Genomic DNA, 23,268 nt, shown 5'->3' with positions numbered 1-23,268 from the left:
CTTTACGCTACTCTTCCCCAGTGGCCACTGGATTCCCCTCATAGCTGATCCAGTCACTCCAGCTCCCGGCATACAGCCGCACATTCTTGAATCCGGCGCGTTCCAGCGCCAGGACGTTCGGGCAGGCGGTGACGCCGGAGCCGCAGTAGACGACGATCTCGCGGTCCTTATCCAGTCCGGCGAAATGCTCGCTAAGCTGCTCGGCGCTCTTGTAGCTGCCGTCGGCATTCTGCGTGTCTTTCCAGAAGTAGTTCACCGCACCGGGTATATGGCCGCCGACGGGGTCCAGGGTCTCGTTCTGCCCCAGATAGCGGTCATGCGCGCGGGAATCGATCAGGACCGGGAGAGCAGGGGATGATGCGGAAGGATCGCCTCCAGAGCCAGCCCAAGAACCTGTCTCCGAGTCAGCCCCAGAGTTAGCCCCGGCGCCAGCCCTACTGTCGGCACCAATTTCAACTCTGTCTTCACCGCCGGTGTTAAGCAGCTTCCCTGACAGCTCCCGCACTTCCCGGGCACCCGCCAGCATCTGCGGCTGCACATTGGCCACAAAGCTACTCGGCACCCGGATCGGCTGGTGGTCCGTCACCGGATATTTCTCCGCTTTCCAGGCGCTGAAGCCGCCTTCCAGCACATATACCTGCTCGTGGCCGAGGTAGCGCAGCAGCCACCACAGCCGGGCGGCATTCATGCCGCTCTCGTCGTCATAGGCAACGATGCGCGTATCGTTGCCGATTCCCAGCTTCGCAAGGCGTGCCGCCAGCACCTGAGGGTCAGGCAGCGGATGCCGTCCGCCGTGCTCCGCGACCGGAGCGGACAGATCCAGCTCCAGATCAAGATAGACCGCGCCGGGAATATGCTCCTGCTCATAGCTTTCACGGCCGGCCTGCGGCTTGCCGAGTGTGAACCGGCAGTCGACAATCGTCTGCTCCGGTTCATAGAGTCTGGCCAGCAGCCAGCGTTTGGATACAGTAGCCTCCATGGTTGATCCCATCCTTTGCTCTATCAATATGAGACTTATTATAGCGGAAAAACCGGTATTTCGCAGGAGGCTCCGTAATAAGCTAATCGGCGAAATGAAATTGGGCTTCTACGGCAGCGGCAGCCGGCGGCAGTTCCATGCCCTGCTGCCAGATCAGGACGGGATTTCCATCCTTCGGGCCGTAATAGATCGCCTTTATGGGGATGGAAGGATCGGTCCGGTTGGCATTCAGCATCTCAAGATCAAAGAAATGATACCCGTTGCCAAGCCCAAGCTCGGCAAATTTGCTGGACTTGATCACAGGCCGGACAGGAGTATAGTAGTAGTTGCCGTCATCGTCAAGTCTGCCGTTAATTTGGTTAACGATGTAGCCGTCCGTAATGTTGACACGGTAGGCAATCTTTCCATTGCTCAGCCGGCTTATCTCGCTGATCCGGATTACACTGGAAGGTACCTCTATGATATTCCAACGGAACAATCCGGCGTACCCGAGAACGGCCAGGCCGCAGACGGCGGTGGCAATAAGCAGGCCTTTGACGAAGGAGTGCACCCGGGTGCGGTGCCAGTATTTTTTGAAGCTGGACAGGCCTTCGCCTTCCCGTCTATTCTTCTCCATGACCTCAAACGGCAGCCGGCTGCTCTCCCGCAGCTTGTCCAGGGCAGCGGCGCAATGACTGCAGGTGGCGAGATGGGAAGCAACGGCCTCTCTGGTGGCTATACTGCACACCTCATCATGGTACAAAGGCAGCAAATCCTCCACGATCTCACAGGACAGGGTATTAGTCATCGGCGTTCCTCCATTAATAAGTCTTGTATCATGCCTCTTGCACGGTGATAGGTAACTCTGGCCCAGCTTTCGGTCTTGCCGAACACTTCGCCGATATGGGCAAAGGATAACTCCCCGAATACCCTCAGTGTAAACACTTCCTTATACGGCTCCTTCAGACTGTGCAGCAGCTTGTGGACTCTAAGTGCTTCCGATTTGTCCACCAGCGTTTGTTCAAGCATCCAGCCGCCGTCAGCCGTCTGGCTGTCCGGCTCCAGCGTTCCGCAGCGCTTCTGCTTCCCCATATAGGTGAAGTAGGAGTTTTTGGCGATTTGACAGAGCCAGACACTGATTTTACAATTGCCTTTGAACTGGTTGATATTCTTCACTGCTTTGACGAACGTATCCTGCGTAATCTCTTCGGCGATCTGCTGATTTCGGCTGAGCGATAACGCAAATAAATATACCTCCTGAAAATATTGCTCGTAGATATGCTCTACATCAGCCACATGTTCACCACCTTACCTGGATAAGACACCATAAGAGACATTTCGTTACAAAAAAGTTGAAAGGGGCATAAGCCTACGGATGCTATTGTAAACCGGCATTGGCCGGAATGGAGCGGTACTTTGAAAGAGCGGAGCGGAGGCTGGAACAATACCACTTACATGGTAGACAGCGCCCGCGGCCGTGCCGTTCTGCGGATCTATAATACACACCGCGACCGCAATAAAATCGAATTCGAGCATACGGTGCTGCAGCAGCTTGATAAGCTACCCTTGCCGTTCAGCACACCGCTTCCCCTGACCGCAGCCGGGGGTGAGACTATGGTGGAGCTGGAGGAGAGCGGTAAATACGCTTGTCTCTTCCGTTATATCGAGGGAGTGACGCCCCTTGAGGAGGGCAGCGGATATTATGCATCATTTGGCACATCGGCAGGAATACTATCTGAAGTATTGGCTGAGATTGAGCCGGAGCTGCCCCCTGTCTACCGGCCTTATTATGAACTGCGGACGGCCTATCCGTTATGTACAAATGCGGCGGTCCGGGAAATCTGCCTGAACCCGCCGGCGGAGCTGGCCGATTTGTCTCCGGAACTGGAGACCCTCTACAGCGCCTATACTGATATAGCAGAATCACTCCCCGGTCTGGCGGAGCTGCCGCATCAGCTGGTGCACGGCGATTTGAACGCCTCCAACCTGCTGGTAGATGGCGGTAATCACCGCAAGGTGGCCGCGCTGCTTGATTTTGAATTCTGCACACGTGATCTGCGGGCGATGGAGCCTGCCGTGATCCTGTCGGGATGGGTGGGCCATGCAGAGCAGGAAGCTGCGGTCCGCGAATTCTGGGATGGCTTCAGCCGGCGGATTCAGTTATCCGCTGCGGAAATAGAAGCGATACCCGTGCTGATGCTGCTGCGGAAGATCGATGTGTTTCTGCATTTTACCAGCCGCTACCTCGAAGGAACGGATGAGCCGCAGGTACTGCGGGAACAGGTCCGGCTGCTCGCAGCGGACTTGGGACAGCTGGCGGTGAGCACCGCACAGATAATGGAAGTTCTGTGGAGAGATTTTCACACTGTCCGTAAACTTTACAACTAGGATTAGAATCGTTATAATTTATATATAACATCCAAGGGTTGAGAACAACAGAAAGGGGCCTAACGCCAGTAGGCTCCTTTTGTATTTCTTACCCAAGTTCACAGGAGGGTGAAGGTCATACACAAGGAAAAGATTATGGTATGCGTTCATTATGGTCCGCACGGGGAGCGGCTGATCCGGCGCGGTATCCAGCTGTCTGAGCTGATCGGGGCACCGCTTTACGTGCTCAATGTCGAAAGCTCGGATAGTGATGAATACAACCAGAGCAAAGAAATGTTCATGACGGTCTGGAAGCGCCTGGCCGAAGAGGCTGGAGCGGAATTCATGGTCCGCAAGCGCCGCGGGCGCAAGACAACCGATGTGATTGTTGAAGCCGCAGAAGAAAAGGAAGTGACCCAGATCATTATCGGCCAATCGGCTCAGACGCTGTGGCAGGAATTGACCAAGCGCAATTTTGTCAATGAGCTGATCAGCAAGATGAAGATGATGGATCTGCATGTGGTCGCTGTCCAGCGCATGCGGGCCGGTCTGGAAGAAACGCATGAAGAAGGCGTTATTTCCTATCTGGTGAAGACCGGGGATACTTACCAGCTCAGCGATGAGCCAAATGGCCCTGATTCCATTAAGGGTAAATATTTCCACGAGCTGCACACGGAATTCGAGAATGGCTTGTTCAGATTTGAGCAAGATGGTAAAGCGAGATATTTGCATATCTGCGAAGGGGTATTGACCGACCCTTTATAGCCGGTTTCTTCTTCGGGATACAAGTACCAGTGTTCACAAACTCATATGACCAATGGAAAAGGAGGCTTGCCTTTGCTTCATGTAACCGTTCTTGTCCCGTTTCTGCTGGCCCTAATGATAGCGCTTCTACGCAGGACCCTCCCCAAGCTCCACCGGGGATGGCTTATCCTTGCCGGACCGCTGCTGTTGTTCATTTACTTCTTAACCCGGATTCCGGTTATCAAGGGAGGGGAGTCCGGGTATGAGACGATATCCTGGATTCCATCCCTTGGCATTGATCTGGTGTTCCATCTGGATGGATTAAGTTTGCTGTTCGCCTTGTTAATTACGGGCATGGGAACGCTTGTCGTCATCTATTCAATCTATTATTTGGAGAAACGCGAAGAACTTACTCCGTTCTATGTGTATCTCCTGCTCTTTATGGGAGCCATGCTGGGCGTAGTGCTGTCCGATAATCTGATGGTACTTTATGGCTTCTGGGAGCTGACGAGCGTATCGTCGTTTCTCTTGATTGCATTCTGGCACCGGCGGCAGAAATCCCGTTACGGTGCCTTGAAGTCGATGCTGATTACCGTCTTCGGCGGCTTGGCGATGTTTGCCGGCTTCCTGATGCTCTATGTCATGACAGGTACTTTCAGTATCCGTGAAATCTGGAGCCAGGTGGGCGATATCAGCGGACAATCGCTGTTCATCCCGTCCATGCTGCTGATTCTGCTGGGCGCCTTTACCAAGTCGGCCCAGTTCCCGTTTCATATCTGGCTGCCGGATGCGATGGAAGCGCCGACTCCGGTCAGTGCCTATCTGCACTCGGCAACCATGGTAAAGGCGGGTTTGTATTTAGTCGCGCGTTTCAGTCCGGTATTCGCGGGCCAACATGAGTGGTTTTGGATAGTGTCGGGTGTCGGCCTGATCACCTTGATCTATGGATCGATCCAGGCGATGAAGCAGACGGACCTGAAGGCTCTATTGGCTTATTCAACGATCAGTCAGCTCGGACTGATCATGGGACTACTCGGAATGGGATCGGCGGCGGCTTTCTACACCGGAGAAGAGGCCGTTTACTTTACGGCGGCAACCACAGCAGCCCTCTTCCATTTGATTAATCACGCAATATTTAAGGGCTCGCTGTTCATGGTGGTCGGGATTGTCGACCATGAGACGAATACCCGTGATCTCCGTAAGCTGGGAGGGCTGGTGTCGCTGATGCCGGTGACCTTTACAGTAGCGCTGATCGGCAGCTTTTCGATGGCGGGTCTTCCGCCTTTTGCCGGCTTCCTGAGCAAGGAGATGTTCTTCACGGCGGTGCTGAATATCCGGGAGCTGGATATTTTCAGCCCGCAGTCGTTCTTTACCCTCTTTCCGGTTCTGGCCTGGATTGCCAGCATTTTCACCTTTGCTTACAGCATGATCATGGTCTTCCAGACCTTCTTCGGCAAATTCCAGCCGGAGAAGCTCGATAAGAAACCGCATGAGGCCCCCTTTGGCCTGCTGCTTCCGCCCATCCTGCTGGCTCTGCTGGCCGTCGTGACCGGCTTCTTCCCCAATCTGCTGTCCAAGACGCTGATTGTTCCGGGAATGAATGCCATTCATCCGCAGCTTGCGGCAAGCTCCCCTTTTTATGTCAATATTTATTTCTGGCATGGCTTTACCACGGAAGTCTGGATGACGCTTGGTGTAATTGCTGCTGGGATTATTGTTTACCGCCTGTATACCCGTCTGAGCATTGTCGACAGGGAATGGGGCGGCAGAGGCTACAGCCTGAATCAGGCCTATGATGGCAGCATCCGGCTGGTGGAACGCACATCCCGGGCGCTAACGAACCTCTATATGACGGGCTCCATGCGGCATTATCTGATGTACATCTTTGTTCTGTTCATTGCTCTGGTGGGCGGGACGATGCTGTATACGGATGGGCTGGTGTTCGGGCAGGGGGAATATGCCCCGATCTCCTTCTTTGAAGTGGTAGCCGTCCTGGTCCTGCTGACCGGCGCACTGGCCATTCCGTTCGCCAAGTCCAGAATCGCGGCGATTCTGTTGACCGGTATGGTAGGTTATATGGTTACGCTGCTCTTCATTCTGTTCCGTGCACCCGACCTGGCGCTTACGCAGATGATTGTCGAAGTGGTGTCGGTCACGCTGTTCCTGCTGTGCTTCCGGCATTTGCCAAGACTCTCGCGCGATAAGGTCAAATTCCGTGTGAAGCTGCCGAAGCTGATTATTTCTCTCGGATTCGGAGTCACAATGACCCTGGTTGCCCTGGCCGCTCTCGGCAGCAGCCCGTTCGAATCCATTTCAAGCTACTATACAGAGAACAGCTACGAGCTGGGCGGCGGCAAAAATGTCGTCAACGTCCTGCTGGTGGATTTCCGCGGCTTCGATACGATGTTCGAGATCACGGTGCTGGGACTCGCTTCGCTGGCTATCTATGCCATGATCAAGCTGAAGCTTGAACCGGACATGGAGCCGCTTCTGCCGAAGAATCTGCTGGACGGAGGCAAACCGCGTTATGCCCGCAGCAATGATGTACTGCTGCAGTCGGTAGCCAAGGTGGCCTTCGTCATCATCATTACCTTCTCGCTGTACCTGTTCTTTGCCGGGCATAACCAGCCGGGAGGCGGCTTCATCGGTGCGCTGATGGCTGCTGCGGCGCTGGTGCTGCTCTCGATTGCCTTCGGTCCGGAATTTGTGGAGAAGGTGCTGCCGATTGATTACCGCAAATTGATTGCAGTCGGCATTTTAATGGCCTTTTTCACCGGGATAGGCTCCTTCGTATTCGATGTTCCGTTCCTGAGCCAGGCCTTCGGCTATTTCGACCTGCCGGTGATGGGCAAGACGGAGCTGACTACGGCGATGCTGTTCGATCTCGGTGTATACTTGTCGGTTATCGGTGTTACCATGAATATTATCTTCACGATCGGGAGGGATAACTGATGGAGCTTCTTGTTGCCCTGGCGATCGGTGTCTTGTTTACGGTGGGGGTGTATCTGGTCCTCTCCAAAGGTCTGCTCCGCATCCTGCTGGGAACGACGCTCATTACCCACGGTGTTCACCTGCTGCTGCTGACCATGGCGGGACTCAAGACCGGCGCTTCGCCGCTGCTGGGCGAGAAAGCGGAAGCGTATGTTGATCCGCTGCCCCAGGCGCTGATTCTAACTTCCATTGTCATCAGCTTCGGGGTATCCGCATTCTTCATCGTGCTGGCCTACCGGGCTTACCGCTCCGGGGGAATGGATGATGTGGAAGGAAGCAAGGGGGAGAGACGATGAACAATTTGCTTGTATTGCCTCTGCTCATTCCGGCTGTGACGGCGGTCATCCTGATCTTTCTGAAGGAGAGGATCGGGCTGCAGCGGATGATCAGCGCAATCAGTGCTTGTCTGAATATCGCTGTGGCTGCGGTCATAGTATATCAGGTCAGCACGGATGGGATTCAAACGCTGTATATGGGCGGCTGGATACCGCCCTACGGTATCGTTTTTGTGGCCGATATGTTTGCGGCGCTGCTCGTGCTGGTCACAGCGGTAGTGGGAGCGGCCTGCCTGTTCTTTTCCTTTGCGAGCATCGGTGAAGAGCGGGAACGGTTTTATTACTATACCTTTTTCCATTTCCTGCTGACCGGGGTATCCGGTTCATTCCTTACCGGGGACCTCTTTAACCTGTTCGTATGCTTCGAGGTGCTGCTTGTGGCTTCCTATGCCATGATCGTATTGGGCGGCACCCGGGTCCAGCTGCGGGAGACGCTGAAGTATATTCTCGTCAACGTCGTTTCCTCCAGTCTGTTCGTAGCGGCCATCGCCTATCTCTACGCAGCGACAGGTACACTGAATATGGCGCATCTGGCGGTGCGTGTGGCGGAGGCAGGGCAGGGAGGCGTGATGAACGTAATTGCAGTAGTGCTGCTGCTGGTGTTCTCGCTCAAAGCAGGCCTGCTGCTGTTCTTCTGGCTCCCGGATTCCTACAGTGCGCCTCCGGTGGCAGTAAGAGCCCTGTTCGGAGCACTGCTGACCAAGGTTGGGCTGTACGCCATTACGCGCACGTTCTCGCTGATCTTTGTCCATGATCTGGGGCTCACGCATACGCTGATCGGCTGGATGGCTGGAGCGACGATGATTCTCGGCGCCATTGGCGCGGTGGCATATAACGATCTGAGCCGTATTTTCAACTACAATATCGTAATTAGTGTGGGCTTTATTGCTTTCGGTGTATCTGTTGCTACCGCTGATTCCTTGAACGGGGTAGTCTTCTATTTAATGCATGACATGGTAGCCAAGGCGCTGTTGTTCATCCTGGGAGGGATGATTATTGCCGCCACCGGAACAGAGCAGCTGCAGCAGATGGGCGGTCTGATCCGCCGGTATCCGTGGACGGGATGGATGTTCTTCATCCTGGCGCTGGCGCTGGTCGGCGTTCCGCCGCTGAGCGGCTTTGCCGGCAAAGTGATGATGATCCGCAGCGGCTTCGGAGAGCAGGAGGTAGCCCTTTCCCTGATTGCGCTTGCTTCCAGCTTCGCCGTATTATACTCGCTGATTAAAGTGTTCCGGGAAGTGTTCTGGGGCGGTGAAAGAAGCGAAGAAGAAATTCATCCGCTGCGTTACAAAGCGATGATGGCACCGGCGGCCGTTCTGTTTGTCATCGTCATCCTGATGGGGATCGGCGCTGAGACGGTGAACGGTTATGTGGCTCAGGCCGGTTCCGTGCTGGCCGATCCGGTCCAATACATTAACGCTGTCATGAAGGAGTAGATGCGGATGGCTTTTCAAATATTATTGAATTTCATGATAGCGTTCCTCTGGATGTTTCTGTTCAATGACTGGACGGCCTCCGGCTTCATCGTCGGCTATGTGCTGGGGGTCGCCGTGCTGTTCGGCTTGCGCCGGTTCTTCAATGGACGTCTATATCTCGGCAGAGGCTGGGCTATTATCAAGCTGGTGGTGCTGCTGCTGCGGGAGCTGGTCGTCTCCAGTTATGTGGTGGTGAAGGCGGTCCTAAGACCCAAGCTTGACATCCGTCCGGCGATTCTGATGTATCATACAGAGCTCCAGTCGGATTGGGAGGTCGCTGTCCTTATTACAATATTATGCCTGAATCCAGGGTCGGTGGTGCTGGAGGTGTCCAAAGATAACCGGACATTATACATTCATGCCATGGATATCAGGGATGCTGAGCAATTCAGAGATAATATCCGCAATACGTTCGAGCGTGCAATTATGGAGGTGTCCCGCACATGATTCATTTTATACTCATGCTGTCGATATCGGTTATGGTCATTTCCATTGCGATTTGCGCCTGGAGGCTGGTCAAGGGGCCTTCGCTTCCTGACCGGGTCGCAGCACTGGATACGATCGGAATCAACCTGCTTGCAATGGTGGCGGTCCTCTCGGTATTGTTCAAAACCCAAACGTTTATCGAATATATCCTGCTGATCGGAATTCTCTCTTTCATTGGAACGGTGGCGCTTGCCAGATACATCGAAAGGGGTGTGGTGCTTGAATATGGAAATGATCAAGACGGTAGTTGAATTGCTGTTTGCATTGCTTATTCTGACCGGAGCTCTGCTCAGTGCCGCCAGCTCTGTGGGATTAATCCGGCTGCCGGATGTCTATCTAAGGTCGCATGCCGCAGCCAAAAGCGCAACTTTAGGCGTGTTATGTGTACTCAGCGGGGCGTTTCTCTACTTTGCCGTTTTCCTTGATTTCATCAGCGCCAAGCTGCTGCTCGGGATTGTATTCGTATTTATGACTTCACCTCTGGCCGCTCATTTGACCAGCCGTTCGGCCTACCGCTCCGGTGTTCCACTGTGGAACCGCCGGATTCAGGATGATTTGAAAGAGGTGCTGGAGAAGGAACGGATTCCGGAGGAGTCTTCAACCTCTTCATCCACATCATCATAGCTTCGGATTAACCAAAAGGGACGTCAGTCAGGCTGCATAGCGGCCGGCAGACGTCCTTTTTTTAACAGGGAAATATGGGTCAGCTACGGCAGTTGCTAATCGCCGCCTTTCTTGCTCCGCAATATATCCTTATACGTCTCGATGGCCAGCGCCCGTGAGGCCTTCAGATCGACAATGGCGCCGGGCCTCGGCAGATGGATCTCCTTGTCCGGAAGGTCTGCCAGCTCCGGCAGCCAGGAGCGGAGGAAGCTACCGTCCGGATCATGCGTCTGCGATTGAGTCACCGGGTTCACCACTCTGAAGTAAGGTGAGGCATCATAGCCCAGGGAGGAGCTCCACAGCCAGCCGCCGCGGTTCAGCGCATTGTCGTAATCGCTCAGCTTGAGCCGGAAATAGCGTTCCCCGTAGATAAACGGGCAGCCCAGATTCTTGGTGAGGAACATGGCGGTAAGCATCCGCAGACGGTTAGGCATCCAGCCGGTCTCATTGAGCTGCCGCATGGCGGCGTCGATAACGGGAATACCTGTGCTGCCGGAAGCCCAGGCTGCGAAATGTCCGGTCCCGAGAGCCGACAGATCATATACGTTCTCATAGTTGAAGAAATCGGCATCAAACTGCGCCTGGTACAGATAGAAGTCTCTCCAGGCCAGCTGCCGCAGCCATTCTTCTCCGCCGCGGTCCTCCTCCGTTAGCCGCAGATACACGGTCCTTACGGAAACCGCACCCGTGTTAAGATGCCGGCTGAGCCGGCTGGTCCCCGGGAGCGCATAGCGGTCGCGGCTCACGGGATAAGATTGCAGATGCTCCTGCAGAAAATGCTCGACGGCCTCATCCGGGCCATTCTTCTTCTCACGCCCGGAAAGGGCGGTGATTTGGCCGGAGATTTCTTCCGGAAGCTGCAATTCCCGGGCGGTTTCTTCATGGATATCTGCCGTCTCCAGCTCCTGCAGCCCAGTGGAGTAAGGGGGACGGAAGCGTTCCGACAGAAAGCTGCGCCAGCGGCGGTAAAAGGGTGTGAAGACCTTGAAGGGCTCTTTCCGCCCGCACCATGCCATGAAGTCGTCCGGGTCACAGAGCATGCTGTCCTGAGCGGCATGAAACCGGAGGCCGAGCGCCCGTGCCGTTTCGCTGAGGAGCCGGTCTCTTCGCAGTGCGTAAGGCGTGTAATCGGCATGGACACGAATTTCGCGGATTGGCTGCCGCGCGGCCAGCTTGCTGACCACTTCGTCAGGCTCGCCATACAGAATATGAAGCTGCTTCCCTTGCCTTGCGTATTGCTGCTGCAGACTGGCGGCATGCGCGAGAAAGTTGATTCCGCTGTGCTCCAGGTAACGATTATTGCGGAGCAGAAACGGCTCCAGAATCAGCACATGCAGCGAGCGCTCTCCGGCAGAACGGATGGCCTCGAAGGCTGGGAGATCAGCGGTCCGTAAATCCTTGCGGTGAATGAATAGAATCATAGCTGTGTGTTCCTTTCAGAAGGTAGGACATATTTGCGGGTACTACTATGTAAACCGAAGCATGAATGTAAAAACATAAAGGAGCAGCAATCTGCTGCTCCGGGCAGAACGGGATCAGGCAGCGTGTTCTCTGCAAGGAGCGGACGCTGCCTGTTGTCTGGGCGCTTAAATCAGCCGGTAACCTGCGGGGAGCTCCCCGCTGTCGCGGATGCTGCGGATCTGGGCCAGTGTCAGCCGCTGGTTGGTGGAAATGATTGACTCGACATCATTGCCGGAGATGTAGTCATCGAGATCGCGGATGCTGCGGTTGCCGCGCAGCACGCGGAAGCTGCCTCTGAAGCGGGTGCGGCTGAATAGCACAAGCGTCGCATTGCTGCTGGTAGAGAAGAAGCGGAGACTTTCGATGCCGTCCAGAATATTATCCGTATTGCGGATGCCGAGATTGCCGGTGTAGATTCGGCTTCTTCCCCGGTAGTTCTCTTCGGAATACACGGTCAGCCGCGGATAGGTCTGCGAGATATACGCTTTATTCATTATACACTTACCTCCCGGTTGCTTGGTAGTTTGGCTTGTCAGCCATATTATTCTATGAAGCGGCGACGCTGGGAGTGTGGTTGGGAGACTAGATTCAGAGCAGAGCACGGCCCTGATTTCCAGAATCTTCTTTACAAGCGAAATGCTCTAGTGTACTATGTAACTAACACACCAATACAGAGTCATTCGTATTAGTACAACATATGGAGAGAAGGAGCCAATATGAAGCAAATGCCAACCGAAGCGCGCACGTCAGCAGAGCAGGGTAACCGCAATCTGGTTCTGCAAATGAATAAGGTCAGCAAAGTGATTAAAGGCAAGACCATCGTGGACGGGTTAACGTTTGATATCCGTCCGGGCGAGATTGTCGGACTGCTGGGCCCCAACGGTGCCGGCAAGACGACGACCATCCGGATGATGACCGGGCTGATCCGGATGAGCGCCGGCGATGTGCTGATTAACGGGCACAGTGTACGCAGCGATTTTTTGCAGGCGATTTCGTATGTCGGGGCAATCATTGAGAATCCGGAGTTTTACCCGCATTTAAGCGGGCTGGATAATCTGAAGCAATATATCCGCATGACCGATAACATAAGTGCTTCAAGGCTGGACGAAGTTGTGCAGCTGGTGGGTCTGCAGGATGCGATGAACAAGAAGGTTAAAGCCTATTCGCTCGGGATGCGCCAGCGGCTGGGTATTGCCCAGGCACTCCTGCATTCACCGAAGCTGCTGATTCTCGATGAGCCGACCAACGGCCTGGACCCTGCGGGCATCCGCGAAATGCGTGAATATATGCGGAGAATCGCCGAAGTGGAAGGGATCTCGATTCTGATCTCCAGCCATATGCTGGCGGAGATCGAGCAGATCTGCCACCGGGCGGTGGTCATCCAGAACGGCAAGCTGGTGAAGGTTACGTCCATCTCGGCTGCGGACGAATCGGCGACAGGCGAGGTTGAGCTTTCAATCCGTGTGGACGACGTCAAGCAGGCGTCGGGTATCGTTCAGAGCATGCAGGCCGCTAAGCTGACTGGAGCCGAGGAAGCACGCTCGGAAATCTATGTCACGCTGCCGGACCTTGCAGTGCCTGAGCTGGTGGCTGCACTTAGTGAAGCCAGGATCGGCGTTTACCGCATAGCCGAGCACAAGCAAAGTCTGGAAGATGAATTCCTGAAATGGACAGGAGGTAACCAAATTGCGTAAATTCAGCAATCTGATTGTCAACGAGTGGGTGAAGCTGGCCAAGAAGCGCAGCTTCGCAGTGCCTTTTCTGATCGTGATCGCAGTGTCCGTCTTACTGGGTTATGTCGCACATCTCAGCGGAGGAACTGAATTCAATTCAGCCGCAGGTTTTACCACGGTTATGCTTCTGCCTACGGGTGTCGGGCAAATTCTCGCCATGCTGGCGATGATCGGAACGGCAGGCATTGTAGCCAGGGAACACAGCCAGGGGACCATCAAATTCCTCCTGATCCGCTCCCGCAGCCGGACCGCTATACTCGCATCCAAATATGCTACGGTGCTGTTGTATTCCCTGGCGCTGCTGACCACCGCCATCTTGTCCCTTTTCATCATCGGTCTGCTGTGGTTTGGTGCAGCGGGCGGGAATGCGGGGGCCGGAGATATCGCCCGTTCCGTATTGTATGTGGCTGTATACGCGCTGCTGTATGTTACTTTAACCTTTATGCTGAGTGTCCTGACTTCTTCGACAGGTGTGGCTATCGGGGCGTCGTTGTTTGCCGTTATGCTCGATAAGCTCATTATTCAGCGGGAGTTCTATAAATATATGCTCTTTCCCAATCTCGACCTTTCGGTGTACCAGGGCGGTGAGCCGCCGCTGCCGGGTATGACACAGACCTTCTCTGTTCTGGTGCTTGCGGCGTATATGATTTTGTTCATCCTGGCAGCCTTTACTGTGTTCAGACGAAGGGACGTTGCTTGATGGCCATCGAATTCGATAACAACCAGCCGATCTACCTGCAAATTATGAATTACTTGAAGGTCGAGATTATTACGGGCAAGCTGAAGCCGGGCGACAAAATCCCCTCGGTGCGCGAGCTCGCGGCAGAACTGCAGATTAATCCGAATACGGTGCAAAGAACCTTTCAGGAGCTGGAGCGTGAAGAGATTGTGGAGACCAGACGCGGAATGGGCCGTTATGTTACAGGGAAGGAAGAGACCATTATGACGATCAAGCAGGAGATGGCCCAGGACGTGCTCGACCGGTTCATCCGGGGGATGCAGGAGCTTGGCTTCCAGGAGGATGAGATTGTGAGTGCGGTAGCCAACAGTATATCTAAGAGAAGGCTGGAGGAATAAGGCGGTGGAACCCATTCTGCAAGTAAAAGAACTTTCGAAACAATATGGCTCACGCCCTGCGCTGCGCAAGGTCTCGTTTGAATTGTCTTCCGGCAGAATCACCGGTCTCCTCGGCAGCAATGGCAGCGGCAAGACCACTTTAATGAAGCTAATTGCAGGGCTGTCCCGTCCGGACACAGGCGAAATCTTCATTGGAGGTGTACCGGTAGGGGAAGAGAGCAGGCAGCTGGTGTCCTTTATGCCGGACCGGCCTCTGACGGAGTCTTGGATGAGTGTTGGCGATGCGCTGCGGTTCCAGGCGGATTTCTATGCGGATTTCGATCCGGCCAAAGCCCGGCGAATGCTGGAGTTCATGCGGCTGCGCAAGCAGGATAAGGTGAAGACGTTGTCCAAAGGCATGAATGAGCGTCTGCAGCTGACCCTGGCGCTCTCCCGGAGAGCGAAGCTGTATATGCTTGATGAGCCTATCGGCGGAGTAGATCCGGTGGCCCGTACCCGAATTCTGGATGCATTGATGGAGTTCTACGAAGAAGACAGCACCCTCTTAATCTCGACTCACCTGGTGAGCGATATCGAGCGGATCTTTGATGAGGTTCTGTTCATTAAAGAGGGAGAGCTTGTGCTGCAGGGCGAAGTAGAAGATATCCGGCTCCAGCGGCGAAAAAGCATTGACGAGCTGTTCAGAGAGGTGTTTGCGGAATGCTGAAACTGCTGAAATATGATTTCCGGCGTGAGCGTGACCGGATACTGGCGATGTTCGCCGTCGCACTGCTGGTGCAGCTTGGCCTGTGGATCTCCCGTGCGAAGCTGGATGATGAACTGCTTGCACTCAATACCATGATCTATGTGGCGCTTGGAATAGGGATGATCGTCACCGCGGTCCGGATCTATCTCTATAATCTGAAGGCCTATCACCGGCAGCTTCTGCCGGAGCGGACACTGTGGAAGCTGCTTTCGCCGCTGCTGCTGCTCTGGATGCTGTTGCTGGCTGTAGAACTGGTTGCCGTGCTGCATGTGGCGATGTATGTACAGATCTATACAACTGACTTTTTCCCGAGTAATGTCTCGGCAATGGGACCGGTAATCCTGTTCAGTGTGCTATGGACATGCGGATTCCTGTTGATTATGCTGATGCTTGTCATTGCGGTGGTGGGGTCGCTGCGGGTGAGGGGAAAGGTATGGATCGGCATACTGATGGCCGTCGGACTGCAGAACGGCTATGCCTATCTGGAGAACTGGTTGTTCGGGCCCTATTCATTGCGGATCGATCAGATCTTGAATATGGAATATGTTCCGGCACAGTCATCCCCGGTAAAATATCTGGCTCCCTCCGCACTGCCCAGTATCTGGCCGCTGCTGTTTGAGCTGGCAACCGCTGGGCTGATGCTCTGGGCGATCCACTATCTCGTCAAGAACAAACTGGAAGACCGGGCCTAATCGTCCCGCTTCATAAATGCAGGCGGGGCGGAATGCCCCGCCTGTATATTTACGCTCTTTCCTGTCGGGAAGCAGCCGCCGGCCGTTCCGGTACCCGGGAGCTCATATTCCGGCCAGAATTACAGGCTTTCAGCCCGTGCTGCGCCCGTCCAGATTTCCAGCTCCCGCAGCAGCCGTTCTTCCTCTTCTTCGGAAAGATCCAGCCTGATGCCGTATTGGAACTGGCCCAGTCCGAACATCCAGCCCCAGCGCACACTGCCTTCAAACTGCAGCATCGTGTCCGCGAGCTGGAAATGGATAATCAATTTCGTATCGCCTGCGGTGAAACGCAGATTCAGTGAAGTGCGCACCTTGCATCCGGAGCGGCTTAAGTCAAGCAGCATGCCCTCTGTCAATCTGCCTGCGCCCGGACCAACATTACCTGCCGGAACCTCTAGCCAGCAGGTAATCGGCTGATTCATGACATACCGGAACGGTTCTTTTCTGCTGGAGTCGTCCATTGTGTACCTCCGACTGTTTTTTGCTATTATATCCAAATGATTTTATCGAGACAATCTCCTAAAGTGCCATATTTATATTTAAAATTTAAAATAGACCTGGAAACCGGGGCCGATACCGGTCCATTGATCACATGAGAGTTTACGCACCGGGGCTTATGCTAAACATCCGGAACGTTTACGCCGATAACATATTTAACGACTTCTTTCGACATCAACATGAGAGGTATATAAAGTATTTCAAAGCTGCAACAGGCGTGGCAGCTACAGAGGAGAATTTGGATGTCGCTCAATCTGCGCACTTTTTTTGCCGGCGCTTTTGCCTTGATTATTATCATGCTTACAGCGCTGCTGATCTTCGTGATCGGTGAGCAATCCACGAAAAGAGTGGAGGTCAGCATCGGCGGCTCACTGGCCGAAGAGGCCTATCAGATGGCCGAGAAGCTGGATCATTTCATGTGGGCGCGCGCCGGCGAAGTGGAGGTGCTGAGTAAGCTGAATGCGTTTCAGCAGCCTTATAATTCCGCTGAGATCGGCGGACTGCTCAATCAGTTGAAGAGCAGCCTTCCGGTATTCACCTGGGTGGGGTTTCTCGATTCCCGTGGCGATGTAATATCAGCAACAGACCATATCCTGGAAGGCCAGAATATCAGCCAGCGGCCAGTATTTCAGGAGGGGCTGAAGGGGCCTTTTACCGGTGATGTCCACGACGCCGTGCTGCTGGCCAAGCTGCTGCCGAATCCGTCTGGTGAACCGCTGCAGTTCGTAGATGTCAGCGTCCCTGTCTATGGCAGCCAAGGGGAGGTGAGCGGCGTTCTGGCCGCCCATCTGAGCTGGGAGTGGTCGCGTGAAGTGGAAGCCTCGATCCTCGCGCCGCTGAAGGAGCGGATGCGTGAGCTGGAAATCTATGTCGTCAGCGAAAAGGATGATACAATTCTGCTGGGACCGCCCTCCCTGATCGGCCGGAAGCTCTCGGATGATGTTATCGCGAGTGCCCGCGGCGGTGAGAATTCCTGGGTTGTGGAGAAGAACGGAGCAGATCAGGATTATTTAACCGGCTACGCTTACGGCGACGGTTATATGAATTATCCGGGTCTGGGCTGGACAGTCGTGGTCCGGCAACCGGCCAATATTGCTTTTGCCTCGGTATATGAGCTCGAACGCTTCATTCTGCTGTCGGGACTTGCTGCAACCGTAGTCTTCGGGCTGTTCGGCTGGCTTCTGGCGGGCTGGATTGCCCGCCCGCTGCACAAGCTGGCTCACACCGCAGATCTGCTCAGCGGCGGTGCGCAGGTAGAGATTCCTGTCAAGAGCCGCATTAAGGATGTGGCGATACTTGCATCCTCTCTGCGCAATCTCGTAGGCAATCTCACCAAGACGGAGAATAAGCTTAGTTATATGTCGGACATTGCGCTCCATGACGGGCTCACCGGGCTTCCGAACCGCAATGCGCTGAAGGAGTTTCTGGGGCATGCGGTCGGCAAAGCGAAGCAGAACCGGACGACACTCAGCTTTCTGTATCTGGATTTGGACGGCTTCAAGAAAGTGAATGATTCGCTCGGGCATGCAGCCGGTGATGCCCTGCTCAAGAAGGTGGCCGACCGTCTGGTGGACTGCACCCGCGAGAATGAAATCGTGGCGCGTATCGGCGGCGATGAATTTGTCGTAGTACTGAATACGACAGCGAACAAGCCGGCGTTCGAAGCTGAAGTCGTCGCGGCGCGGATCATCAGCAAGCTCAATCTGCCGATTGAAATCGGCGAAGCTACCGCCCATGTCGGCTGCAGTGTTGGAGCGGCTATCTGGACACCGGAAGGTCCGGAGCCTGAAGAGATTCTGCGTCTCGCGGATGAGGCGCTGTATATTTCCAAGCGCAGCGGGAAGAACCGTATTACCTTTGAAGCGGCAAGTTAAATAAGAAGCAGCCCCATTCCCGGTATTTCGGCGCACCGTAAGGGTGCGGAAGGCCGGAAAATGGGGCTGCTTGGCATGGGTGTCTGACAGGAGCTGTATGTAGGACGTTATTTTAATCGTTTGCGCGGATTGGACCACCATTTAATCCAAAGATGCTGTTCGTCGTCACGGAAGAATTGAATGCCAATCCATTTCAAGGGAGTCCATAACTCTTTAAAATAATAAGATGGCATAAGTCGAAAGACCCTCCTTAGTTTAGTTATTTTAACACTATATACTACGCTGCATCGGGATAAAAAGCAATTGCCGGGATTTTGAGTTTCATTATAACCGGGGAATATTATCGGAGAATAAACTATCTTTATATTAAGCCAAACTATAGCACAAAACCTTTACAGCGCCGGAGCCGAATCCGGCGTTTTTTGGTTCGGCGGAATATTCGGCTGCGGGGCAAGTACACGGACAGGGAATGGGGAGAAGCACAAGCCCTTGCAAGCGGTACGGCATTTAATAGTACAAAGGATGTGATGAAATGACGGTGAGCGAATTTCTGGCGAGAATAATTCCGTATGCGGTGGCAGACATGCAGCGCAGCCATATCCCTGCTTCGCTGACCATCGCCCAGGCCGCGCTGGAATCGAGCTGGGGCAACAGCGGGCTGACGGTAAAGGCGAATAACCTGTTCGGGATCAAAGGCAGTGGTCCGGCAGGAAGCATCGCGGTGCGGACGACCGAATATGTGGGCGGCAAGCCGGTGCAGATATCTGCTGCCTTCCGGGCCTACAATAACTGGGGGGAATCTGTTGCGGATCATTCGGCAGTTATCATCGGCGGTGTCTCCTGGAACCGCAACCTGTACAGCAAAGTAATTGGAGTGGATGGCCGGACCGCGGCGCGCGAAATCGCCGCTGCCGGATATGCGACCGATCCGCAATACGCGAACAAGCTGATCCGCATTATGGATGACCATAAGCTCTATCAATACGATGAATTCGAGGAGGATGATGAGATGTCGGCCGAGGATAAGGCAAAGCTGGCCAGTCTGGAATCGGAAGTAAGCGAATTGCGTGTTCTGCTGGCGGGTCTTACCGTCAGCAGAGACACGCTGAAGACCGGCGTACAGGAACAGGGCACAGCAATCAAAAGCGTAAACGAACGTGTCGGCGTCCTCGAAGGGCGTACGGTGATGAATGTGCCGGCATGGGCGGAGCCCGCCGTCAATGCCGCAGTCGCGGCCGGGCTGCTGGATACCCCTACCGGCGGCAGCTATGATTTTTACCGGATATTGACGGTGCTGAACCGGGCCGGCCTGCTCGTTACCGGAAGAGGCTGAGCCTTTAGGTGCGGGAGGTACCTGGCCGGCAGAGTAAAAGCGGATTTTGCAGGTTCTGGAGTTATGACCAATCAAGGATTCTATTCTCTTAATACAATGAGATATGCATGAAGAAAGGAGGTGCTTCCATGGGAACTTATCTTGATGCAAGAACCTCGCAGAATGCCAGCACAGGCAACTCGATCGCAATTCCGATTCTGGCCATCAACACGCCGCAATTATTCGGGCAGATCGGCCTGCTGTCGGCCGGTGTAACTACCAACCCGCGTGTGCTTCTGAAAGGAACCATTTCGGTACAGCTTCCGCTGGCTCTCGTCGGGATTACCATTACTATCGTCAGAGGCACGTTGCCGACTGATCCCGTTGTCTACTCGGCGACCTCCACCTTCAGCCTCAGCCTGCTGGCGCCGCAGGTCATCGCCTTCTCCGCCGCCGATTACCTGCCGCCGGTTACGCCGCAGATTACCTACACTGCATTTGTCACGTCCAACCTGCTCGGAACCGTGCGCGTTGGACCGGAAAGCTTTGACGGAATTCTGGTTTCCGACTAATTGCGGTTTCACCCTGGCTGCAGACATCCTTACTCCTGCCAATTTGGGCAGGGTCAAGGGTGTCTGTTTTGTTGTCTGTTTTAATGAATGCAAATAATTCCTTGAGAATAGTTAATGCTGTTCTGATATAGATTGAGAGCTTCATTTCTGGTACAATCCTATATATCTTGATTGAAGGAGCGGAGCTTATGGATAACGATTTGGCGCAGCTGTTACGGTCAGTCATTCGGGAAGAATTGACACCTGTCAATGAACGTTTGGATCGGTTGGAGAGTGATCAGCAGATTATCAAGCAAGATCAGGAGCTAATCAAGCGTGCCGTACTGGAAACGAATGAGCGTGTAATCAAAATCGAATCCCTGCTGGAGAATCAGCACCGGATTATTGAGCTGCTGTCGGCCCGTTCCATTGAGCAGGAAGCCCAGCTTAAACGGATTAAATAACCAGCTACGGCGAATGAATAGATGAAGGAGTCCGGTGCTGTAAGGCGCCGGGCTTTTTTGATAAATGACTGCACAAAAATCGGGGCTCCCTTTCGGGAGCCCCTTTCATGGGAGAGGAGAAACCGGACGAAGAGCTTATGGGGAAACGTAAGCCTGCTCCGCGGTTGTCTACGACATTTTGTGATGTCGATAATTACAGCATGTCCGCTCCGGGCTGGTTTTATACATACACCTGAATATTTTTTGGGCGACAGAAACAGACAGGCTTTTTCAATCATCCGTCAATTGTGGTACTATAGGCTTGCTACGATGCCGAAACGGCATAACACAACAGCAGAGACAAAAAGCAGGTGAATGATCGGTGAGAGTTGTATCGGGAAGTGCAAAGGGCAGACCGCTGAAGAGCGTGCCAGGCACCGGAACGCGGCCGACGACCGACAAGGTCAAGGAGGCCGTGTTCAGCATGATCGGTCCTTATTTCGACGGGGGCACGGTGCTGGATCTGTTCGCCGGAACGGGCGGACTGGGAATTGAAGCGCTCAGCAGAGGGATGGAGAGCGCGGTATTTGTGGACATGGAGCCGAAGAGCATTGATACCGTCCGCGCCAATCTGAAGACGGTGAAGCTGGAGGCGCAGGCTGAGGTATACCGCAATGATGCGGGACGTGCGCTCAGTGCGATGGAGAAGCGGGGAAAGGTATTTGATCTGGTCTTTCTGGACCCGCCCTACCGGCTGAAGCATGGGGCTGATCTTATGCAGACCATGCTGCAGAAAGGGCTGCTCAGCCCGGAGGCGCTCATTGTACTGGAGCATGAATCCGGGTATGCATACCCGGAGGATATCCCCGGGTTCCGCCAAACCAAGCATGCCGTTTACGGGGAAACAACGATTTCTATCTACAGGGTAGAGTCTGCCCTTCCTGGGGAAGAGGCGGAAAGTGGCGAGGAGGACTCAGATGAGCGAGCAGATTAGAAAAGAACGGGTGGCCATTTATCCCGGGACCTTTGACCCGGTGACCCTGGGACATATGGATATCATCCGGCGTGCCGCCAAGCAATTTGACAGGCTGATCGTGGCCGTCCTGAACAATTTAAGCAAAAATCCGCTGTTCACGGTAGAGGAACGGGCGGATTTGCTGCGTCAGGCCACAGCCGATATTCCGAATGTGGAAGTCGACAGCTTCCGTGATTTGCTGGTGAATTATCTGCGCCAGAAGGATGCCCAGGTCATTGTGCGCGGCATCCGTACGGTGACGGATTTCGAATACGAGCTGCAAAATGCGTCCATTAACCACAGCCTGAGTCCGGATGCGGAGACGATTTTTATGATGACCAATCCGAAGTATTCCTATCTCAGCTCCAGTGTTGTTAAAGAGCTGGCGCATTTCGGCGGCAATGTATCCGAATTTGTAACGCCGGAGGTAGAGCAGGCGATTCGGAGCAAATTCAGCGCCTTGGCTGCCGAAAGCGGGCAGCGACATAAATAACGGCGGAGCATGCCAATAATAGGAGCAGCACCGCGCTCTGCACACCGAGCAGCCGGGGAACCGTGCTCCACACAGGCAGTGCAGTAAAGTCATCGCCAGTACTAGCCGTGCCTGCGGGAAAGATGGCTGCGGGCAAGGCAACAGCTTGCCCGGAGAGCAGCGGCTTCCATAGCAGCAGCGTAAGCAGAAAGGCATACACGGCATGCAGCAGGCGTGCTGCAGCGTAGGGCAGATAACGGGCTCCCGCTGGCTTCAATGCGGACAAGGCCTGCAGCTGGCCGCAAATCCCGCTCCATGCCAGCGCTGCCGATAACAGGCCTGCTGTCCATACGGCGGGCTGGGCGGATGACTGATTCACAGCGGGGGCAATGGCGTTTGCGCCCAGGTGCAGCTCCAGAAGCCCTGCGGTCACTACTGCAGGAAGCCACGGAATTAGGCGAGCGGCGATTTGAATGACGACGGCGAAGATAATCATGTAGCCGCCGACAATCATCAGCTGCTGAACGGCGGAGGCGACGGAGTCGCCAAGCAGCTTGCCGAAGCTCCGGCCGTCGCTTGCCCGGGCTTCTGCAGCAGCCTGAACGGCCCGCTTGCTCCAGGAACTGCGTCTGGCCGCCGGCTGGTCCGGGACGGCTTGTGCGTCCAGTCTTCCGGCTACACGTGCGGTGGTGAAGCCGGCAAGCAGGCCCGACCCCCAGTGGATGGCTAGCAGCGCATAGCCGGCCCCCGGGTGCTGCAGGAAGCCTATACCTACCACAATCAGCAGCGTTACGGGGCTGGCAAAGTGGCTTAGCGCAGCCAGCCTGCGGGCTTCCCGGCCTGAAAGGCTGCCTTGCTTGTACAGCTGCGCGGCACCTGCGGCTCCCGCAGGGAAGCCCGCATTCATGCCCAGGGTGAGCAGCCATCCCCCGGCACCCGGAAGCCGGAAGACGCGGGTCATCACCGGCTCCAGCAGGACGCCGAGCCCGTGGACGACCCCTGAGGCTGTCAGCATCTCCGACAGCATCAGGAACGGCAGCAGGGCCGGAAAGACCAGCGTCCACCATAGCTTCAGGCCCTGCAGCGAAGCCTGAAAGGCGGATTCGGGCGATGCGACGATGGCGGCCGCGAGCAGTATGGCAAGGGCACCGGACAGAAACGGTGCGGTGCCCGAAGCGATCCGGCGTATTTTCAAATGATTCATGTTATGTTCCACCTCTTCATAGCATAAGACATGGGCTTGACCTGTTATCATGTTATGCTGGGCTAACGGATGACATGCCTTGCCGAAAGAGGTGAAGCATGTTCATGCAGACTCTAGTGTTCCAGCAGAGCGC

Annotated in this window: 26 protein-coding genes; 19 read left to right on the top strand and 7 right to left on the bottom strand. The window is 54.7% G+C overall.

Going from position 1 to position 23,268, the window contains the following annotated elements; genetic code table 11:
- Nucleotides 1-7: 7 nt before the first annotated feature.
- The 3 genes from F1379_RS08080 to F1379_RS08070 form a co-directional block, all read right to left on the bottom strand.
- The gene (locus tag F1379_RS08080; protein WP_150268298.1) at nucleotides 8-979 is read right to left on the bottom strand and encodes a sulfurtransferase; all 972 of its coding nucleotides are present in this window, start codon (nucleotides 977-979) and stop codon (nucleotides 8-10) included.
- Nucleotides 980-1,061: 82 nt separating this feature from the next.
- Complete coding sequence (locus F1379_RS08075) at nucleotides 1,062-1,766, bottom strand: zf-HC2 domain-containing protein (RefSeq protein WP_150268296.1); 705 nt, start codon at nucleotides 1,764-1,766, stop codon at nucleotides 1,062-1,064.
- Entirely contained in the window at nucleotides 1,763-2,254 is a 492-nt protein-coding gene (locus F1379_RS08070; protein ID WP_150268294.1) for an RNA polymerase sigma factor, read from the bottom strand. The genes F1379_RS08075 and F1379_RS08070 overlap by 4 nt, the downstream gene beginning before the upstream one ends.
- Before the next feature lie 120 nt (nucleotides 2,255-2,374).
- Here F1379_RS08070 and F1379_RS08065 point away from each other — a divergent pair, with 120 nt between their 5' ends.
- The 8 genes from F1379_RS08065 to mnhG all read left to right on the top strand — a co-directional run bounded on the left by F1379_RS08065 (nucleotide 2,375) and on the right by mnhG (nucleotide 9,980).
- Nucleotides 2,375-3,346 carry a phosphotransferase enzyme family protein gene (locus F1379_RS08065; protein WP_239004596.1) on the top strand — a complete coding sequence of 324 codons (972 nt, stop codon included), beginning with the start codon at nucleotides 2,375-2,377 and terminating at the stop codon, nucleotides 3,344-3,346.
- Nucleotides 3,347-3,454: 108 nt separating this feature from the next.
- Nucleotides 3,455-4,090, top strand: a complete 636-nt coding sequence (locus tag F1379_RS08060; RefSeq protein WP_239004595.1) for a universal stress protein — start codon at nucleotides 3,455-3,457, stop codon at nucleotides 4,088-4,090.
- A 66-nt stretch (nucleotides 4,091-4,156) separates the two neighbouring features.
- On the top strand, nucleotides 4,157-7,021 hold the full coding sequence (locus F1379_RS08055) for a Na+/H+ antiporter subunit A (protein WP_150268292.1): 2,865 nt from the start codon (nucleotides 4,157-4,159) through the stop codon (nucleotides 7,019-7,021).
- Nucleotides 7,021-7,356, top strand: coding sequence for a Na(+)/H(+) antiporter subunit C (locus tag F1379_RS08050; protein ID WP_150268290.1), 336 nt, complete (start codon nucleotides 7,021-7,023; stop codon nucleotides 7,354-7,356). The genes F1379_RS08055 and F1379_RS08050 overlap by 1 nt, the downstream gene beginning before the upstream one ends.
- A complete protein-coding gene (locus F1379_RS08045; RefSeq protein ID WP_150268289.1) occupies nucleotides 7,353-8,831 on the top strand; it encodes a Na+/H+ antiporter subunit D in 1,479 nt (492 codons plus the stop codon). Before F1379_RS08050 ends, F1379_RS08045 begins: the two co-directional genes overlap by 4 nt.
- A 6-nt stretch (nucleotides 8,832-8,837) precedes the next feature.
- Entirely contained in the window at nucleotides 8,838-9,317 is a 480-nt protein-coding gene (locus F1379_RS08040) for a Na+/H+ antiporter subunit E (protein WP_150268287.1), read from the top strand.
- The gene (locus tag F1379_RS08035; RefSeq protein ID WP_150268286.1) at nucleotides 9,314-9,607 is read left to right on the top strand and encodes a Na(+)/H(+) antiporter subunit F1; all 294 of its coding nucleotides are present in this window, start codon (nucleotides 9,314-9,316) and stop codon (nucleotides 9,605-9,607) included. Before F1379_RS08040 ends, F1379_RS08035 begins: the two co-directional genes overlap by 4 nt.
- Nucleotides 9,582-9,980 carry a monovalent cation/H(+) antiporter subunit G gene (mnhG, locus tag F1379_RS08030; RefSeq protein WP_150268772.1) on the top strand — a complete coding sequence of 133 codons (399 nt, stop codon included), beginning with the start codon at nucleotides 9,582-9,584 and terminating at the stop codon, nucleotides 9,978-9,980. Before F1379_RS08035 ends, mnhG begins: the two co-directional genes overlap by 26 nt.
- Nucleotides 9,981-10,075: 95 nt before the next feature.
- On the opposite strand, the gene F1379_RS08025 is transcribed toward mnhG, so the two are convergent.
- Together F1379_RS08025 and F1379_RS08020 are read right to left on the bottom strand one after the other, a co-directional pair.
- The gene (locus F1379_RS08025) at nucleotides 10,076-11,440 is read right to left on the bottom strand and encodes a cryptochrome/photolyase family protein (RefSeq protein ID WP_150268283.1); all 1,365 of its coding nucleotides are present in this window, start codon (nucleotides 11,438-11,440) and stop codon (nucleotides 10,076-10,078) included.
- Nucleotides 11,441-11,605: 165 nt separating this feature from the next.
- Nucleotides 11,606-11,977 carry a hypothetical protein gene (locus F1379_RS08020; RefSeq protein ID WP_150268769.1) on the bottom strand — a complete coding sequence of 124 codons (372 nt, stop codon included), beginning with the start codon at nucleotides 11,975-11,977 and terminating at the stop codon, nucleotides 11,606-11,608.
- A gap of 219 nt (nucleotides 11,978-12,196) precedes the next feature.
- Between F1379_RS08020 and F1379_RS08015 the strand changes: the two genes are divergently transcribed.
- From F1379_RS08015 to F1379_RS07995, 5 genes are read left to right on the top strand one after another with little or no spacing between them, the layout of a single operon-like run.
- Nucleotides 12,197-13,174: an ABC transporter ATP-binding protein gene (locus tag F1379_RS08015; RefSeq protein ID WP_239004594.1), complete on the top strand. Its 978-nt coding sequence runs from the start codon at nucleotides 12,197-12,199 to the stop codon at nucleotides 13,172-13,174.
- The gene (locus F1379_RS08010; RefSeq protein ID WP_150268281.1) at nucleotides 13,167-13,913 is read left to right on the top strand and encodes an ABC transporter permease; all 747 of its coding nucleotides are present in this window, start codon (nucleotides 13,167-13,169) and stop codon (nucleotides 13,911-13,913) included. The genes F1379_RS08015 and F1379_RS08010 overlap by 8 nt, the downstream gene beginning before the upstream one ends.
- Nucleotides 13,913-14,290 (top strand): GntR family transcriptional regulator, encoded by a 378-nt coding sequence (locus F1379_RS08005; RefSeq protein WP_150268278.1) that lies wholly within the window; start codon nucleotides 13,913-13,915, stop codon nucleotides 14,288-14,290. The genes F1379_RS08010 and F1379_RS08005 overlap by 1 nt, the downstream gene beginning before the upstream one ends.
- Nucleotides 14,291-14,294: 4 nt before the next feature.
- Nucleotides 14,295-14,996, top strand: a complete 702-nt coding sequence (locus F1379_RS08000; protein WP_150268276.1) for an ABC transporter ATP-binding protein — start codon at nucleotides 14,295-14,297, stop codon at nucleotides 14,994-14,996.
- Nucleotides 14,990-15,727, top strand: coding sequence for a hypothetical protein (locus tag F1379_RS07995; RefSeq protein WP_150268273.1), 738 nt, complete (start codon nucleotides 14,990-14,992; stop codon nucleotides 15,725-15,727). Before F1379_RS08000 ends, F1379_RS07995 begins: the two co-directional genes overlap by 7 nt.
- A gap of 119 nt (nucleotides 15,728-15,846) precedes the next feature.
- Here the strand turns inward: F1379_RS07995 and F1379_RS07990 are convergent, their stop codons facing one another.
- A complete protein-coding gene (locus F1379_RS07990) occupies nucleotides 15,847-16,227 on the bottom strand; it encodes a PilZ domain-containing protein (protein WP_150268269.1) in 381 nt (126 codons plus the stop codon).
- A gap of 279 nt (nucleotides 16,228-16,506) precedes the next feature.
- On the opposite strand from F1379_RS07990, the gene F1379_RS07985 reads away from it, so the two are divergent.
- The 6 genes from F1379_RS07985 to coaD all read left to right on the top strand — a co-directional run bounded on the left by F1379_RS07985 (nucleotide 16,507) and on the right by coaD (nucleotide 21,952).
- Nucleotides 16,507-18,138 (top strand): sensor domain-containing diguanylate cyclase, encoded by a 1,632-nt coding sequence (locus F1379_RS07985; RefSeq protein WP_150268267.1) that lies wholly within the window; start codon nucleotides 16,507-16,509, stop codon nucleotides 18,136-18,138.
- Between the two features lie 532 nt (nucleotides 18,139-18,670).
- The gene (locus F1379_RS07980; protein WP_150268265.1) at nucleotides 18,671-19,471 is read left to right on the top strand and encodes a glycoside hydrolase family 73 protein; all 801 of its coding nucleotides are present in this window, start codon (nucleotides 18,671-18,673) and stop codon (nucleotides 19,469-19,471) included.
- Nucleotides 19,472-19,599: 128 nt separating this feature from the next.
- On the top strand, nucleotides 19,600-20,022 hold the full coding sequence (locus tag F1379_RS07975) for a hypothetical protein (RefSeq protein ID WP_150268263.1): 423 nt from the start codon (nucleotides 19,600-19,602) through the stop codon (nucleotides 20,020-20,022).
- Between the two features lie 188 nt (nucleotides 20,023-20,210).
- Complete coding sequence (locus F1379_RS07970) at nucleotides 20,211-20,465, top strand: hypothetical protein (RefSeq protein WP_150268261.1); 255 nt, start codon at nucleotides 20,211-20,213, stop codon at nucleotides 20,463-20,465.
- A 361-nt stretch (nucleotides 20,466-20,826) separates the two neighbouring features.
- Nucleotides 20,827-21,438, top strand: coding sequence for a 16S rRNA (guanine(966)-N(2))-methyltransferase RsmD (gene rsmD / locus F1379_RS07965; protein WP_150268259.1), 612 nt, complete (start codon nucleotides 20,827-20,829; stop codon nucleotides 21,436-21,438).
- Nucleotides 21,422-21,952 (top strand): pantetheine-phosphate adenylyltransferase, encoded by a 531-nt coding sequence (gene coaD / locus F1379_RS07960; RefSeq protein ID WP_150268257.1) that lies wholly within the window; start codon nucleotides 21,422-21,424, stop codon nucleotides 21,950-21,952. Before rsmD ends, coaD begins: the two co-directional genes overlap by 17 nt.
- On the opposite strand, the gene F1379_RS07955 is transcribed toward coaD, so the two are convergent.
- A complete protein-coding gene (locus tag F1379_RS07955; RefSeq protein ID WP_150268255.1) occupies nucleotides 21,912-23,135 on the bottom strand; it encodes a nucleoside recognition domain-containing protein in 1,224 nt (407 codons plus the stop codon). The two genes, coaD and F1379_RS07955, sit on opposite strands and share 41 nt — an antisense overlap.
- Nucleotides 23,136-23,268 lie beyond the last annotated feature (133 nt).

Source organism: Paenibacillus tepidiphilus, from assembly GCF_008635795.1.
Classification (GTDB): domain Bacteria; phylum Bacillota; class Bacilli; order Paenibacillales; family Paenibacillaceae; genus Paenibacillus_AQ; species Paenibacillus_AQ tepidiphilus.
This window is presented reverse-complemented; position numbering and strand designations above follow the sequence as displayed.